The following is a 13,983-nucleotide window of genomic DNA, read 5'->3' as shown; positions in this document are numbered from 1 at the left end:
TGCCCACGCCTGCGGCGATCTGGTGCAGATATTGAACACTTCGCCGTAACTGTCGAATGTTCATGATCTTCACCATTTGGCGATGCTTCTTGATATGGTGAAGATATGGAACATCCGGTTGAGACTCCATTCTTTCGGGCGGTGGACGCCAAGTCGTTCGGGGCGTCGGTCCGGGCGGCCCGGCAGGAACGCGGACTGACCCAAAGCGGGCTGGCTGAGCTCATCGGTGCCAGCCGCCACACCATTGTCCGGCTGGAGCAGGGAGAGAACGTGTCCCTGGAGACGGCACTCGCAGCGGTGCGTGCCCTCGAACGGGACATTGCCCTCATCCCAAGGTTCTCGCGCCTGGACCTGAAGCGGTGACGCGCACCGGACGGCTCGCTGTCTGGCTGCACGGGCGGCAGATCGCCTGGCTCGCCGGGACCTCGTTGCGTCCCCGGCTGGAATACCTGCCGGATCTCGTCGCTGAGTATGGTGCGGGCGCGTCCCTCCTTTCGGTGTCCCTGCCGCTGCAGTCGAAACCCATCGCTGGCCCGGCGGTCCTGAACTTCTTCGACGGGCTGCTGCCGGAAGGCCAGGTGCGCGCGCATCTGGCTGATCTGCACAAGGTCGCCTCCACGGACATCAAGGCACTCCTTGCCGCCGTCGGTGCGGACTGCGCCGGAGCGGTGCAGGTTGTTCCTGAAGGCGTGGATCCTGCCGGCTCCGGGGAACTGCTGCCCATGTCGGAGGCGGAAGTCGTGACTGCCGTGGAGTCCCTGCCCACGTGGGATCTGCCGGAGAACTTCGCCATCACCACCTCCCTGGGTGGTGTTCAGTCCAAGATCCTGCTGTCCCGCGAGGGTGGCCGCTGGTACTGGCCGGCCCGGGGCGCGGCATCCACCCACATCATCAAACCCGATCCTCCTGATTCGCCCATTCCGCACCTTCTGACCGCCGAGCACTGGGCGCTGGAACTTGCCCGCGCCTCAGGACTTGCAGCAGCCAAGACCCGACTGGCAAGGTTCGGTGCCAGGAACGCCCTGGTGGTTGAGCGGTACGACCGCACCGAAGAACACGCCGAATTCACCAGGAGGATTTCACGCAGGTCCTCGGGCTCGCATCAGCGGCGAAGTATGACCAGTCGACGGCGGTACCGTCCCGCCTTGCGCAGGTGGCCGCAGCCGCTTCGCCGCACACCCGAAACCCGGCGTCCTTCAAGGCTGATCTGCTGAAGGCTGTGACCTTCAACGTCCTGATCGGCAATGGTGACGCCCATTCCAAAAACTATTCGGTGCTGATCCGCGAGACAGGAGAGGTTCTGCTGGCGCCTCTCTACGATGCCGCGCCGACGCTGCTCCTTTATGCGCCGAGCTCCAACGCCGGGCACTCCGTTGCGGGCCAGGCCCGGTTGAACTACATCACCCTCGACCACATGGTTCGCGAGGGTGTCGCTTGGGGGATGGACCCCGGGGCGGCCCGCACCGCCGCGGGTGAGGTCCTCCTGGCTGCCGCCGAGGCGCAGGTGCCAGTATCCGAGGGACTGGAGCATTTGCCGGCTCTCATCGCCTGCCGGGCTTCCGATTTGCTCGCCGGGCGCACCGCCCGGCGTCAGCAGGCATCGGACGGCTCGACGGCGTGACAGCCAGTTCTCACGGCAGCTCTACCTTGATGGCAACAAGCGGACTGCGCAGCTCATGATGCACTGCGAAGCAGGAAGCCGCTGATGGCGGCCATCCGGGACCCTGCCTTCACATCCAGGGATGCAACGGCGACGGCGGCTTCCTCCAACGCGACCAGGGCCTCCCAGCCCGGGTGGTACCAGCACTCCGCGATCATGGGCGGAAGCGAGACCGTGACCTCGGTGAATTCACGGTCTTCACGCGGGACGCGCCCGGAGGCTTTCCACGGCATGACCTTGCTGCCGTGCACAGGCCATGGCTCAGTCACCGGGCTCCTTCAAAAAGCTAAACAAGGGCATCATTATTCACACTTAATGCGTGAAATCTAAATAACGCGAGGGCCGTTGCTGGTACGGACGTCCCGTGGCCGCCTATCCTGACGACGTGCCAATGCGCCGGTTGACCCGAGATGCACTCCTGGGTGGTCTCTCCGACGATGACGATCAAAAGTGTGAGTATCGGCGCATTGTCTTCGAGGGAACACCCGCGGACCCTCGTCGCAGCCCGCTCGCCCCTCACAGGTGAAAACCTGCGGCGTACGTCGGCACCTGAGTGCGGACCTCGGACCAGGCCGCCTGAGGATCAGGGGCAGCTCCGCTCTCAGCCCTCGACGACGGACATCGGCATGCCGCCACCGTGCACGGAAGGGGCGATGCTGTCGAGCTGCCAGCCGTCCGCGGATGCCCGGAACGTCGCGGTCTGCGGCAACGAGTAGCCCGACGGGACGCTGCTCGGGCCATTCGCTTTAGAGGCGAGGTATTCCTCGGTCAATTCCTTGAAGTGGACGCTCGCCTCCGAACCAGCCACCTCGATAGACTCCACCGTCACGGTCGTCGAAAAGGACGTATACCAGAATCCGGCTGACTTGAATCCGGCCTTCGACCGGGCCACCACTGAGAGGTCCCGCTCGCGCTTGGCCCGGTAGGCCGTCGTCGTCTGCCCATCGACGAGGCGCGGGGCAGGGGGAGTGTCGAGGGCTGTGCCGTTGCGATCCTCGACGGCAGCCTGAATGATGGCCGCGAGTTCGGACGACGACGGGCTGGACACCGCTGCGGGCGATCCCGCCGTGAGCGGCCCCGCAGCCGGCTGGCACCCGGAAAGGGCGAACCCGAGCAGCGCCGCGACGGCGGCCGAGGTGCGTGGGTACTTCATCATGGTCCCCCTTGCAGGGTGTCCTCACAGCCTGCCCTGCCGGCCCCAGCCAGTCAACTGGGCCGGCAGGGCCGGCTGTGTGATGTCCCGCTTAAGGATCGGCTGCCGTGCTCGCCTCGCCCAAACAGATCCGCGCGGAACTTGAGCACATCAGCACCCGCGTATCGATCTGCGTAGACCAGCACCTGGAAGGCCGTGCTCACGGCCGGGGAAAGCGATGCGGGGGCCGGCGTCGCCGTCGTGCTGGCCCCGACCGTCTGGCGGCGGCGGCGGTACCGAGGGTCCACGCTGCGCGCCGCCGCCTGACGGGCTAGATTTTCGCGAGTTCTCTGGTTGCTTCCGCGGAAGCCGGCGGCTCGGTGTGTGTGATCCGCTGCGGCACGAACGCCAGTGCGGCCACGGCAATCACGGCTGCTGCGGCGAAGACGTAGAAACCCCACGGGTAGGCGATGCCGGCGGCCACCAGGGTGCCGGTCACGGCCGGACCCAGGATGGCGCCCAGCCGGCCGACGCCCGCGGAGTAGCCGAGGGCGGTGGCCCGCAGCCGGCTGGGGAAGAGCTGGCTCACCCAGGCGTAGACGAGGACCTGGGAGCTGAAGACGAAGACGCCGGTGATGAAGACGGCCGCGTTGAGGAGCAGTTCATTCTGCAGCTTGATGCTGAGCACGGCAAGGAGAACGGCCGAGAGGCCGAACCACAGCAGGACCACCTTTTTCGCGCCGTGCTTGTCTGCGAGGATACCGGCAACGACGAGACCGACGACGGCGCCGACGTTGAGCACCATGAGCTGGCCGATGCCTGCGGCGATGGAGTAACCGGCGGATGCCATCAGCTGCGGAAGCCAGGTGTTCAGGCCGTACACGAGCAGCAGGCCCATGAAGGACGCGATCCCGACTCCGACGACAACGATGGGGTAGGGCTTCCTGGCAAGGTCGCGGAAACTGGCGGCCTGCACCGGTTCAGCGGCCTGGCGGACCGGCGGCAGGGACTCGGGCAGCTTGAACCACAGGAACGGCAGCAGGGCCAGCCCCGCCAGGCCGCCGATGACGAACATCATCCGCCAGTTCGGGATCAGCAGGAGGGCCAGCAGAGCCGTCAGGACGGCGCCGACGTGGTAGCCGGTCATGGTCCTGGTGGTGGACCGGCCGGCGGACCCCTCCTTGGTGGCGTAGTCGTTCATGTAGGCCAGCGCCGCGGGAAGGCAAGCGCCGAGGCCCAGACCGGCCAGGAACCGAAAGAGGCTGAACACCAGGACGTTGGGCGCGATCACGACGGCGAGCGTGAACAGGGAGAACCAGGCGACGCAGGCGATCAGCAGCCGTCGGCGGCCAAGCCGGTCTGAGAGCGGGGCGATGAACAGCGCGCCCAGACCCACTCCGGCGAGGGAAATCGTGGCGGCCAGGGTGGCTCCTACGGCGTCAAATCCGAGTTCATTGGTCTTGATCAGGGTCGGGATGACGGTACCGAGCACCACCAGATCGAAACCATCAAGCACCATGGCCAGCCAGCAAAGCCAGACAGGCCAGCGGGAAGAACGGTCAGCGGACATCATTGGCATTGCAACCTCGAAGACAGGGGCTCGGCATCGAGCAGGCGTGAAGCTGAAGGTCGGGGCGGTGGTTCCGGGGCGCGACCCAGGGGGCGCTTCCGGGGTTTCCGACCTGAGATTTTTATCACCGTGGTGTGTATACTCGAACACTTCCCCCCATTCAATGGAATGGCCGTGTCCGGTTCCGAAAGAAGGTTACGTGGCCAACTCAGCCTCCGGAGATTCTGTGGTGGACCGCGTGGTGCGGGTGGTCGGGGCGTTTCCTGAGGGCGTCACCGTGCTTCAGCTTTCGGACCTGGCGGCCAGGGCCCAGTTGCCGCTGACAACGGCCCACCGCCTGGTCCGGCAACTTGCCGCGCACGGGCTCCTCGAACTGGGCGAGGGCGGGTCGGTCCGGCTTGGCCTCCGGCTCTGGGAACTGGTGATCCGGAGTTCCCCGACGCTGGCCCTGCGGGAGGCGGCGGTGCCGTTCATGGAGGACATCCAGCAGGTGCTGCACCAGAACGTGAACCTGGCCGTGCTGGAGGGCTGGGAGGCGCTCTTCGTCGAACGGCTTTCCCGGCGCAAGTCGGTGGCGAACCGTGCGCAGGTCGCCGGGCGGATGCCGGTGCATGTGTCTTCGGCCGGCCTGGCGCTGATGGCCGGTCAGCCCCCGGCCGTCCAGGCGGACTATCTCCGGCAGTTCCGGGATCCTGCCGGAAAGCTGGGCCCGGACGACGTCCGGTCACTGCTTGAGGAGACGGCGGACCAAGGTTTCGCCCAGCTGGCCGGTGTCGTGGATCCGAACACTTGGGGAATTGCCGTGCAGGTGCGGGACGCCAGAAAACGTACCGTGGCTGCGCTCGGCGTCGTGGTGCCACTCTTCGAAATGCGCTTTCAGTCGCTGCTCCCGCCTCTACAGACCGCGGCCCGGGGGATCATGCGTCAGTTGCAGAACGCGAATGAAGCGGGTCCGTTCTATTCAACGGCTTCTTCCTTATAACGTCCGTTTCCTCCCGCGCGCTGTTGCCAGGATTCCCACCGACGCGCAAACAAGGCCCAGGGCCGGCTTCGCTGAAAATGACACTGTCTATGACGCCGGTGGTGCCGGAGACGCCGACGGCGGGGCCCGGCATCGCCGACGGTCAGGGACCATCCACGAAAGCCCGGGCCCCGCCTACAGGCAAAGCGCCGTCAGGGTTTGACGGCCTCTTCTTCGGTCTCGCTCCAAATCGTGCCGGCGATCGGATTTTCGGACTCTTCCAGCAGGTGGCCCACCAGGCCAACGGCGCGGGCCATGACGCCAAGGCCCCGGGCGACGTTCCAGGGAATGCCGAGAGTGGCCGACAAGGCTCCGATGGCCCCGGTGACGTTGACGGGCAGGATCTTGCCCGAGCGTTCGCTGGCGACGGCGGAGATGGCGGTCATCAGGCGGGGGCCCGAGCCGTCGAAACCCAGTTCTGCGGCGACGGCGAAAAGCCGCTGGGCCCGGGGGTCCACGGGCTTATGCACGGGATGGCCGATCCCGGCCAGCGGTTTGCCGGCCGCTTTGTGCTCATCAACGATTTTTGCCGCCAAAGCGGTGATCTCATCGTCGCCCAGCCGGTCCTGCGGTGTGACGCCGTGCCGGCCTCCGCCGGGAAGTTCCTGCTGGCAGACCCGCGCGGCCCCCTCGATGGTCCCGACGAAGGTGTTGCCCAGGCCAAGCAGGCCGGCGGCAACGGCGCCCTGCAGGGATTCCGGAGCACCCATGATGGTCATTCTCGCGGCGATGACACTGGGCGTGACGCCGTGCTCCACGAGGGACACGAGCATGGCGTTGATGAGAACGGATTCGCGCTCGTCCGGAAGCCGCTTGAACAGTTCCAGAAAGGCAAAGTCGCCCAGGTTGACCTTCCCCAGGAGCTCGGTGAGGTCCAGCCCGTGCACGTGGACGCTCTCGGGTGTGGCCCTGGTGATGCTGGAGCGGATGGGCCGGCCGCCGCGGGTGTTTTTCGCCATTGGTTTACAACTTCCTGATTGGGGGTGGACGTTCGTTCCATTCGGTGAGTGTTCGTTCTGCTAACCGACGAAGAGCGGCAGCGCCATCTGGCCGGTCAGGGGCAGCCCGTCCTGCAGGTTCCCGATGGATTCCGCCAGCGCTGCTGCCGATGGTTCACCGATCAGCCCTTCGGCCTTGAGGACAATATCGGCCCAGGTGGCCCGGTCCTCGGGGGCGCCGCGGAAGGCGTCCTCGGACCTTTCAATGACGGTGCCGTCGGCCAGGCGGACCTGTACCTCGGCCTGCCAATGCGCCGGAAACGCGGCCTCCAGCTTTTCGCTGGTATAGCAGGTGACCTTTTCCATCCATTCCCGGAGCTCGACGGCGAGCGCGGGGGCGTCGTCGAACTGCTCCACGGTGGCCCTGCCCGTGGTCAATGCCACGGCGGCGCCGAAGGGCATGTTGAACTGGGCGTCGACCGGTGTCCGGACCTCCAGTTTCCGCTCCGCGGGCTCCGAGACCAGCGTTGCGCCGGCTTTGATGACGCCCACATTGATGGACTCGATGTCCGTGAGCGCCAGCTCCGGATGTTCAGCGTGGATGTCCCGGAGCAGGTCGATGTTGCCGTGCATGTACCGGCAGCAGGGGTAAAACTTGATGGAGGTGTCCAGGGCGCCCCGGCCGTACTCCAGCCGCAGCTCCCTGCCCTCGACGAGCCCTTCCCCGTACTGGCGCAGGAATCCGTCCCGGCCCTCCAGCGCAGTTTCCGGCGCATTGAATCCCGCGGCGGCCAGCTTCGCGGCGCGGAGACCGGTCGCGGCGGCGTGCCCGGCGTTCAGGCGCTTGGTCCAGGACCCGTCGGAGAGGAATTCCAGGGATCCGGCGGCCATGTTCGCCGCCAGGCCGAGCGCGTTGACCGTCTGGTCCTCGTCCAGGCCGGACAGGGCGGCGGCGGCCGCGGCCGCGCCCAGGGCCCCGGCTACTCCGGTGGGATGGAATCCGCGGCCGTAGCTCTCGGCTGCGCCGAGCAACACGCCCACCGAGCACATGACGTCGTACCCGGCCGCGGCAGCGGACAGTACCTTGTCGACGCTGTATCCCCTGGCGTCGGCTGCGGCCAGGACGGCCGGGAAGATGACGACGGCGGGGTGCAGCGAGGATTCCTCGAACGTGTCGTCCAGTTCCAGGCCGTGGGCCGTGATCCCGTTGACCAGGGCCGCGTCCTCCACGGTCACGAAGCCGTCCACCCCGTGCAGGGCCGCCGGGTAGAACGCATTGCGTTCGGCTGAAACCTGCACTGCCGCGCGGGCGGCGGCGGCCGACCCGCGGTTGGCGCCCCCGGCGGTCACGGCGCAGTAGTCCAGCAGCAGCAGCCGCATCCAGGCCGACAGCTCCGGGGACATCGTTTGGTTGGCCAGGACGTGGCGGGCCAGCTGGCGCGACAGGGTGGTTTCTCTCATTGTGCTTTCTCCAGTTCAGCAGTGGTTTCCGGTGATCGGGCGGGGAGGGGCTGGGCGGAGTCGGCTCCGATGCTGCTGCGTTCCCTGGCCCAGTCCCGCAGGGTCGCGGCACGGATTTTCGTCCCGTTGGTGCCTGCCGTGGTGGGCATCTCGTCGATGATATGGACCGTGGCCGGCACTTTGAACCGTGCCAGGGTTGCCTTGCACCAGGCCTGCAGCTCCTCGCCGGCCACCCCGGCGCCGGCCTCGCCGGTCACCCCGGCTACCCCGGCGGCGGGGTCGAGGGTGACAAAGCCGATGGCCTGCATCTGCCCGTCGGCGCCTTGGAGGCCCACCACCTTGGCGGTCCCCACCGAAGGGTGCTCCATCAGCCGCTGTTCGATCTCGGCCGGGTCCACCAGGAATCCCTTGAGCCGCAGCACGTCGCCCATCCGGCAGATGTAGACAAACCCGCCGTCCTCGCCGATGGTCCCCAGGTCCCCGCTGCGGAACCAGCCGTCGCGGGTGAAGGCCGCGGCTCCTTCGCCGTCATCCCCGAGGTAGGCGTTGACCACGTTGGGCCCCTGGAACTGCAGTTCGCCTTCCGCGGACGGATCGAGGATCTGTTCCGTGAACGGATCGGCGATGCGGACCTTGATCTCCGCGGAGACCGGATATCCGCCTCCGCCCCAGCGCCGCTGCACGTCGGTCTCCGGCGTCCAGAACGCGGTGAGCGCGAACAGTTCGGACGAGCCGTAGACGCCGACCGTTTCGGTACCGAATTCCCGGGAGGCCCAGGCGGCAAGGTCGCGGGACTGGCCCTGGAAGTCGGCTATGCCGATCCACTTCCAGCTGCCCAGATCCGCCCGGGTTGCCGTCCAGGCGGCGGCGATCCGGCTGATCATGTCATCGGCGCCGACGAAGTGGGTGGCCTTGTGCTCGGCCATGGCGTGCACCAGCTCGTGCTCATCGAACACCGGGTGCAGCAGGATGGCCGCGCCGCCGAAGATGGCAGCCATCGAGGAGCTGAAGCCGAAGACCCCGGAGAACGGCAGGGCGCCCACCAGCACGTCGGTGCCCGCGAAGCCGATCCTCGCGGCGTCGGCGAGGGCATGGCGGATGACCCCTGCCTCGTTGTGCGCGGCCAGCTTCGGCATCCCGGTGGAACCGGAGGTGGTGAAGGCGACGCTGAGCACGTCGGCCTCCACCGGGACGGCGGGGGACCAAGCGGCGTCGGGGACAGCGCCGTCGGGCACGGCCCAGACACCGCCGCCGAGGTCATACCCGGCAGGGTTTTCCGGACCGGTTTTCCCCGGAGCCGGGACGGGTACGACGGCGGGGATCGCCGCCGCGGCGTCGGCGGCAACGGCGGCGCGGGCACGGCCGGTCAGGTCCAGCCGCTGGAAATCATGCGCCATGACGATCACGGCAGGCTTCGCCTTGTGCAGGACATGCGCGACTTCGGCGATGTTGTACCGGGTATTGATGCCGATGACGTGCGCCCCCACGGCCGAGGCGGCGAACTGCCAGGCGTAGGCGGAGGACCAGTTGGGCAGCCACGTGGCGATGCACCGGCCGTGGCCGATGCCATGGTGCTGCAGTGCCTGGCGGGCAGCATCAACGTCCGCCAGGAACTGCCGCCGGGTGAGATGCCGGTAGCCACCGGGCGCAGGTTCAATGAAGAGGGTCTTGCCGGGATTGTCCTGTACCAAGGCGAGCAGGGACTCATACAGTGTCATGGTCTTACCTGCTTCCGTTCAGCGCGGCGCCGGCGAGGGCGGTTCGGGAACCCGTCCGGGGCCGGTCCGCGTCCCGGACCCAGCGGTCCACGTGCTCGGCGAAATCCGCCATTTCCTCCATGGGATAGTGCCCGATGCCGTCCAGGTGCGTGTACTGCGCGCCGGGAATCTCCGCGGCGGCACGCTCGACGGATTCGGCATTGATCCACAGGTCGTCGCTTCCGGCCACCAGGCGGGCCGGCGCGGTGATGGTGCGGAGGCTCTCGAAGATGTCGTGGCGGCCCCAGGCCAGCAGATCGGAAATGGAGACCTGCGGATCCTCACGGCAGTGCATCCTGGCGATCAGTTCGCGGCGGTCCTCCGCCACGGCACGGCCGACGACGGCCCGGGTGCCGTAGTAGGTGCGGTCGGAACGGCTGGGCGCGGAGATGTCCTCCAGCTCGCGGCGCAGCCCGGCGACGTTGGCGTGCCCGGCCTCGGCGTTCGCCGCCATGGCGATCACCGAATGGATGCGGTTCCCCATCCGGGCGGCGATGTCCAGGGCGATCTTGCCCCCGATGGAGCACCCGACGATAACCGGCTGCACCAGTTCCAGGGCCTCGATGAGCTGCACGCACCAGGCGGCGTAGTCGCCGAGGTCGGTGACCGGTCCTCCGTGGCGCGGCTCCGAACGGCCATGGCCGGGCAGGTCCGGAACGATGACGCGGTAGCCGAGCCGGGCCAGGCCGGCTGCTGCCTCCCGGTACTGCACGCCGCTTTGGCCGGCGGTGTGGACACAGAACACCGGCTGGCCGGCGCCCCAGATCTCCACGAAGGCCAGGGAACCGTCCAGGGTCAGGTATTGGGCATTCAAGGCGGCACTCATTTTGCGTTGTCCTTTCGGGCTGCGGCACGGGCGGCATCGACCAGGCGGATGAGGACCTTGGTCATGCGGAGGTATTCGGCTCCGCTGCCGCGGACCGTGAACTGGCCGAGCATGGCCCGCTGCATGAAATCGTTGGTGTCGCCGAGGATCAGCTGCGTCCAGGTGTATTCGTCGGCGCCGAGGGTGAAATCCGCCCCGAGCAGTGAACGGCGGGCGGCCTCGATAATCCTGCCGCGGTAGCAGCGGAAATGGACTTCCTCCTCGCCTGCGGCCAGGCCGATGGTTCCGTCGTAGGAGGCGATGGCGGCAGTGAATTCCTTGTCGTTATCCAGATAGGGGATCAGCGCCTGTCCCCAGGCAGCGGTTCCGAACTGCAGCTCCGGGGGAACATCCGCCGCGCCGCGGGCCTGGACCAGGAAAGCGGAGGTTCCCTGCTGGAGGACCGTGTTGTCCTGGTTCCGCAGCACCACGTGGCGGTGGATGATGCCCCGGCCCGCGGTCCTGGTCGGCCGTTTGCGGGTGACGGTGATCTCGCAGCTGATCGTGTCGTGGACGTAGATGGGCGCGAGATACTTCCAGTTGGTATCCAGCAGTGCCAGGGCCGGGCCGTCCAGGCCCAGCCGGCGGACGAACCCGGTGAAGATCGCGATCCCGAACGCCCCCTGGAGGACCGGCCGCTCGAACAGGCGCGCCTCGAGGTCCTCCTCTGTTTCCGTCCGGCCGGTGTGCATCGGATTGTCGTCCCCGCTGAGACGGGTAAAGAGTTCGAGATCCGCAGGGGTGACCTGCCGGGGCTCGCTCAGATAGGTGCGTCCCAGCTCGAAATCCTCGAAATACATCACTTGCACATCTTCCAACTGTTCCGCTGCCATGCCCATCTCTTCCCTTGTCATCCTTTGTGTCGTCGTATCGGCCGCGTGGGGTCCCTGCTTGGTAAGTCCGGACCGCGTTCTATACTGTTCTCGCTATGGCCAAAATTCCCTCCGCTGCCCCGCAGCGCGCGGCTCCGAAACGGATCAACAGGTCCGTGGTGCTCCAGGCCGGGCTCGCCGTATTCAGCGCGAAGGGGTTCAACGGGGCGTCCATGCGGGATATCGCCAACGAGGCCGAAACGAGCCTGTCGAACCTCTACAACTATTTCCCGTCCAAGACGTTTCTGCTGGCCCAGCTGCTGTTGGACACCGGAACCGATCTGTACAACCGGCTCGAAGCCGCCGTTTCGGAGGCCGAGGCGGCCCCCGCCGCCCGGCTGGCCGCCGCGGTGACCAGCTACATCGGGTTCATCGTCGACCGGCCGCAGGCCTCGATTGTCGGGATCAGCGAAATCCGGTATCTCGAGGGTCCTTCCCGCGCCGAAGTGACGGTGGTCCGTGACCGGACCGAGCAGCTCTTCCGGAGCATTCTCGCCGAGGGCAGTGCCGCCGGGGAGTTCTCCAGCCACTTTCCGGTGGACGCGGCCCGGGCCATCGTGACGATGTGTTCCGCCGTGTCCAACTGGTACCGTCCCGACGGCCCGCTCGGCCAGGCGGAGCTGGCCGAGCGGTATGTCGAGTTCAGCCTGGGGATCGCCGGGGCGCACTAGACCCATGTCAGCGGGCTGCCAGCCGCTGCATCGTGCGCGGATCCGCGGCGGCCTTGGCCGGATTCCAGCCGAACTTGCCGGCATCCCAGCCCTCGGCCAGCGGCCCCCAGAAGAAGAAGCTGACCTTGCGTTCAGTGAAAAGCCAGGTGCCGGCGTCGTTCTTGACCATCTTGTCCTGGTAGCGTCCGGCGGCCAGCTGCGTTTCGCCCTCGACCACACACGGCTGCAGCAGCCAGGTCTCGCCGGTTGCTTCGGTGCCGTCGAGCTCCACAGTCTCATTGGAACTGAAGTGCCACCAGGACGTGACCGAGGTGGCGTTGAGCCGGGGGAAGAACTCCAGCATTTCGCTGCGTCCCCGCGCGGTGGACAGGCCGATGAAGGCCCCGTCGGGCGTGAACAATGCGGCGAGTTCCTCCCAGCGGCCGTCGTCCAGGTACTGGCAGTACGTGGCGCGGAGCTGCTGGATGGCGTGCTGGTCCTCAAGGCGCGTGATGCGTTGTTCCAGGGTCAGTTCAGACATGGGCGGCCGCCTTGGCGTCGCGGATGTCCTCCGAGGTTTCGTGCAGGTTCGCCTGGAAGCGCTCCCGGATGGTGTAGACAGCCACCCAGGTGAGCACGGCCATCGCAAGGATGTACAGCGAGACGGTCAAGGACTGGCCGGTGGCGGCGATGAGGGAGGTCATGATGAGGGGAGCGAGGCCGCCGGCGAAGACGGAGGCGAGCTGGAAGCCCAGGGAGGCCCCGGAATAGCGGACATCCGCCGGGAACATCTCCGCAAACAGTGCGGCCTGCGGGCCGAACATCACCGCGTGGATGGTGAAACCGATGATCAGGGCCGCAATGATGACCGCCACGCTGCCGGTGTTGACCATCCAGAAGAACGGGAAGGCGAAGAGGCCCATGAGGACGGCTCCGGTCAGGTATAGCTTCCGGCGGCCGATCCTGTCGCTCAAGGCGCCGAAGAACGGGATGCTGATCATCTGGGTGGAGATGGCAACCAGGACGCAAACCAGCATGGTGGTCTTGTCCAGGCCGACGCGTTTGACGCCGTAGTCGAGCATGCCGGAGATCAGGATGTAGAACGTCGCGTTGACCACGAAGAATGCTCCGGCAGCCTGCAGGATCTGCCGCCAGTACAGGCGGACGGCCTTGGCCAGTGGCGTCTTCTGGATGGCACCGGTGGACGCCGCCGCGGCGGAACGTGCCTGCAGGGTCTTGAAGACCGGAGTGTCTTCAATCCTCAGCTGGACGAAAATGCCGACAAGCACCAGCAGCAGGCCGGAGAGGAACGGAATGCGCCAGCCCCAGGCCATGAATTCGTCGTTGCCCATGAACAGGCCGATGATCAGGAAGAAGGCGTTGCCGATGACCACGCCCATGATGGTGCCCATCTGGATGAGGCTGCCGAAGAATCCGCGGCGTTCCACGGGGGCATGCTCGGTCAGCAGCAGGGCCGCCCCGCCCCACTGGGCGCCGACGCCGAGGCCCTGGACCAGCCGGCAGATGATCAGCAGGACGGCGCCCCAGTTGCCGATGACGTCGTAGCCGGGCAGCAGGCCGATGGATGCCGTGGCCAGCCCCATCACCACCATGGAGCCGACCAGCGGGCCCTTCCGGCCGTACTTGTCGCCGAGGTGGCCGGCGATGATGCCGCCGAGGGGACGGGCGACGAAGCCGACGGCCAGGGTGGCGAAGGAGGCGATGGTGCCGCCCGCGCCGCCCAGGCCGGGAAAGAACAGGGGCCCGAAGACGAGGGCCGCCGCGGTGGAGTAGATCAGGAAGTCGAACCATTCAAGGGCCGTTGCGAGGATGGACGCCGAAGCGAGGCGCCCCATCTTGCTTTGCGGGATGTCGGCCTGGCTGTCAGCCGCGATATTGCTAGTTGTCATTTCCACTCTCTCCTTTGAGGGTGCGGAGTACATGAACGAAGTACATGAACGAACGTTCTTACTTACACACTGTGACACGAGGCACACCGCGGGTCAAGGTATTTTTTTGGGCTGATCGCCTCGATGTTGGCAGTGCTGTCGCGGGTG

13 protein-coding genes and 1 pseudogene are annotated in these 13,983 nt (G+C 66.8%); 4 read left to right on the top strand and 10 right to left on the bottom strand.

The window, feature by feature from the left end; genetic code table 11:
* The first annotated feature begins 105 nt into the window (after positions 1–105).
* Positions 106–363, top strand: coding sequence for a helix-turn-helix transcriptional regulator (locus ACQCSZ_RS15010; protein ID WP_427004533.1), 258 nt, complete (start codon positions 106–108; stop codon positions 361–363).
* A pseudogene (locus ACQCSZ_RS15005) lies at positions 360–1,621 on the top strand (type II toxin-antitoxin system HipA family toxin). The gene ACQCSZ_RS15010 and the pseudogene ACQCSZ_RS15005 overlap by 4 nt, the downstream one beginning before the upstream one ends.
* 53 nt (positions 1,622–1,674) lie before the next feature.
* Here ACQCSZ_RS15005 and ACQCSZ_RS15000 read toward each other — a convergent pair.
* From ACQCSZ_RS15000 to ACQCSZ_RS14990, 3 genes are all read right to left on the bottom strand, one after another.
* Positions 1,675–1,929 carry a hypothetical protein gene (locus tag ACQCSZ_RS15000; RefSeq protein ID WP_427004532.1) on the bottom strand — a complete coding sequence of 85 codons (255 nt, stop codon included), beginning with the start codon at positions 1,927–1,929 and terminating at the stop codon, positions 1,675–1,677.
* Between the two features lie 332 nt (positions 1,930–2,261).
* A complete protein-coding gene (locus ACQCSZ_RS14995; protein ID WP_427004531.1) occupies positions 2,262–2,816 on the bottom strand; it encodes a hypothetical protein in 555 nt (184 codons plus the stop codon).
* Positions 2,817–3,123: 307 nt separating this feature from the next.
* Positions 3,124–4,362 (bottom strand): MFS transporter, encoded by a 1,239-nt coding sequence (locus ACQCSZ_RS14990; RefSeq protein WP_427008358.1) that lies wholly within the window; start codon positions 4,360–4,362, stop codon positions 3,124–3,126.
* Positions 4,363–4,561: 199 nt separating this feature from the next.
* On the opposite strand from ACQCSZ_RS14990, the gene ACQCSZ_RS14985 reads away from it, so the two are divergent.
* Entirely contained in the window at positions 4,562–5,344 is a 783-nt protein-coding gene (locus ACQCSZ_RS14985; RefSeq protein WP_427004530.1) for an IclR family transcriptional regulator, read from the top strand.
* A gap of 191 nt (positions 5,345–5,535) precedes the next feature.
* Here the strand turns inward: ACQCSZ_RS14985 and ACQCSZ_RS14980 are convergent, their stop codons facing one another.
* The 5 genes from ACQCSZ_RS14980 to ACQCSZ_RS14960 are packed head-to-tail and all read right to left on the bottom strand — an operon-like array spanning position 5,536 to position 11,237.
* Positions 5,536–6,342 (bottom strand): citryl-CoA lyase, encoded by an 807-nt coding sequence (locus tag ACQCSZ_RS14980; protein ID WP_427004529.1) that lies wholly within the window; start codon positions 6,340–6,342, stop codon positions 5,536–5,538.
* Between the two features lie 60 nt (positions 6,343–6,402).
* Complete coding sequence (locus tag ACQCSZ_RS14975; protein WP_427004528.1) at positions 6,403–7,782, bottom strand: MmgE/PrpD family protein; 1,380 nt, start codon at positions 7,780–7,782, stop codon at positions 6,403–6,405.
* On the bottom strand, positions 7,779–9,500 hold the full coding sequence (locus ACQCSZ_RS14970; protein WP_427004527.1) for an AMP-binding protein: 1,722 nt from the start codon (positions 9,498–9,500) through the stop codon (positions 7,779–7,781). The genes ACQCSZ_RS14975 and ACQCSZ_RS14970 overlap by 4 nt, the downstream gene beginning before the upstream one ends.
* A gap of 4 nt (positions 9,501–9,504) precedes the next feature.
* Positions 9,505–10,365, bottom strand: coding sequence for an alpha/beta fold hydrolase (locus tag ACQCSZ_RS14965; RefSeq protein ID WP_427004526.1), 861 nt, complete (start codon positions 10,363–10,365; stop codon positions 9,505–9,507).
* Complete coding sequence (locus ACQCSZ_RS14960) at positions 10,362–11,237, bottom strand: MaoC family dehydratase (protein WP_427004525.1); 876 nt, start codon at positions 11,235–11,237, stop codon at positions 10,362–10,364. The genes ACQCSZ_RS14965 and ACQCSZ_RS14960 overlap by 4 nt, the downstream gene beginning before the upstream one ends.
* Positions 11,238–11,332: 95 nt before the next feature.
* On the opposite strand from ACQCSZ_RS14960, the gene ACQCSZ_RS14955 reads away from it, so the two are divergent.
* Positions 11,333–11,947 (top strand): TetR/AcrR family transcriptional regulator, encoded by a 615-nt coding sequence (locus ACQCSZ_RS14955; protein WP_427004524.1) that lies wholly within the window; start codon positions 11,333–11,335, stop codon positions 11,945–11,947.
* 7 nt (positions 11,948–11,954) lie between these two features.
* Here the strand turns inward: ACQCSZ_RS14955 and ACQCSZ_RS14950 are convergent, their stop codons facing one another.
* Together ACQCSZ_RS14950 and ACQCSZ_RS14945 are read right to left on the bottom strand one after the other, a co-directional pair.
* Positions 11,955–12,467 (bottom strand): nuclear transport factor 2 family protein, encoded by a 513-nt coding sequence (locus tag ACQCSZ_RS14950; RefSeq protein WP_427004523.1) that lies wholly within the window; start codon positions 12,465–12,467, stop codon positions 11,955–11,957.
* Complete coding sequence (locus ACQCSZ_RS14945) at positions 12,460–13,836, bottom strand: MFS transporter (protein ID WP_427004522.1); 1,377 nt, start codon at positions 13,834–13,836, stop codon at positions 12,460–12,462. The genes ACQCSZ_RS14950 and ACQCSZ_RS14945 overlap by 8 nt, the downstream gene beginning before the upstream one ends.
* Positions 13,837–13,983 lie beyond the last annotated feature (147 nt).

Source organism: Pseudarthrobacter sp. H2, assembly GCF_050157045.1.
Taxonomy (GTDB): domain Bacteria; phylum Actinomycetota; class Actinomycetes; order Actinomycetales; family Micrococcaceae; genus Arthrobacter.
The sequence above is the reverse complement of the archived record's forward strand: the minus strand, read 5'-3'. Positions and strand labels throughout refer to the sequence as shown.

What these genes read in the sequence shown, in the direction of transcription:
- ACQCSZ_RS15010 (WP_427004533.1), top strand. Translation starts at nt 106, where the DNA reads ATGGAACATCCGGTTGAGACTCCATTCTTTCGGGCGGTGGACGCCAAG.
- ACQCSZ_RS14995 (WP_427004531.1), bottom strand. Translation starts at nt 2,816, where the DNA reads ATGATGAAGTACCCACGCACCTCGGCCGCCGTCGCGGCGCTGCTCGGG.
- ACQCSZ_RS14990 (WP_427008358.1), bottom strand. Translation starts at nt 4,362, where the DNA reads ATGTCCGCTGACCGTTCTTCCCGCTGGCCTGTCTGGCTTTGCTGGCTG.
- ACQCSZ_RS14980 (WP_427004529.1), bottom strand. Translation starts at nt 6,342, where the DNA reads ATGGCGAAAAACACCCGCGGCGGCCGGCCCATCCGCTCCAGCATCACC.
- ACQCSZ_RS14975 (WP_427004528.1), bottom strand. Translation starts at nt 7,782, where the DNA reads ATGAGAGAAACCACCCTGTCGCGCCAGCTGGCCCGCCACGTCCTGGCC.
- ACQCSZ_RS14970 (WP_427004527.1), bottom strand. Translation starts at nt 9,500, where the DNA reads ATGACACTGTATGAGTCCCTGCTCGCCTTGGTACAGGACAATCCCGGC.
- ACQCSZ_RS14965 (WP_427004526.1), bottom strand. Translation starts at nt 10,365, where the DNA reads ATGAGTGCCGCCTTGAATGCCCAATACCTGACCCTGGACGGTTCCCTG.
- ACQCSZ_RS14960 (WP_427004525.1), bottom strand. Translation starts at nt 11,237, where the DNA reads ATGGCAGCGGAACAGTTGGAAGATGTGCAAGTGATGTATTTCGAGGAT.
- ACQCSZ_RS14955 (WP_427004524.1), top strand. Translation starts at nt 11,333, where the DNA reads ATGGCCAAAATTCCCTCCGCTGCCCCGCAGCGCGCGGCTCCGAAACGG.
- ACQCSZ_RS14950 (WP_427004523.1), bottom strand. Translation starts at nt 12,467, where the DNA reads ATGTCTGAACTGACCCTGGAACAACGCATCACGCGCCTTGAGGACCAG.
- ACQCSZ_RS14945 (WP_427004522.1), bottom strand. Translation starts at nt 13,836, where the DNA reads ATGACAACTAGCAATATCGCGGCTGACAGCCAGGCCGACATCCCGCAA.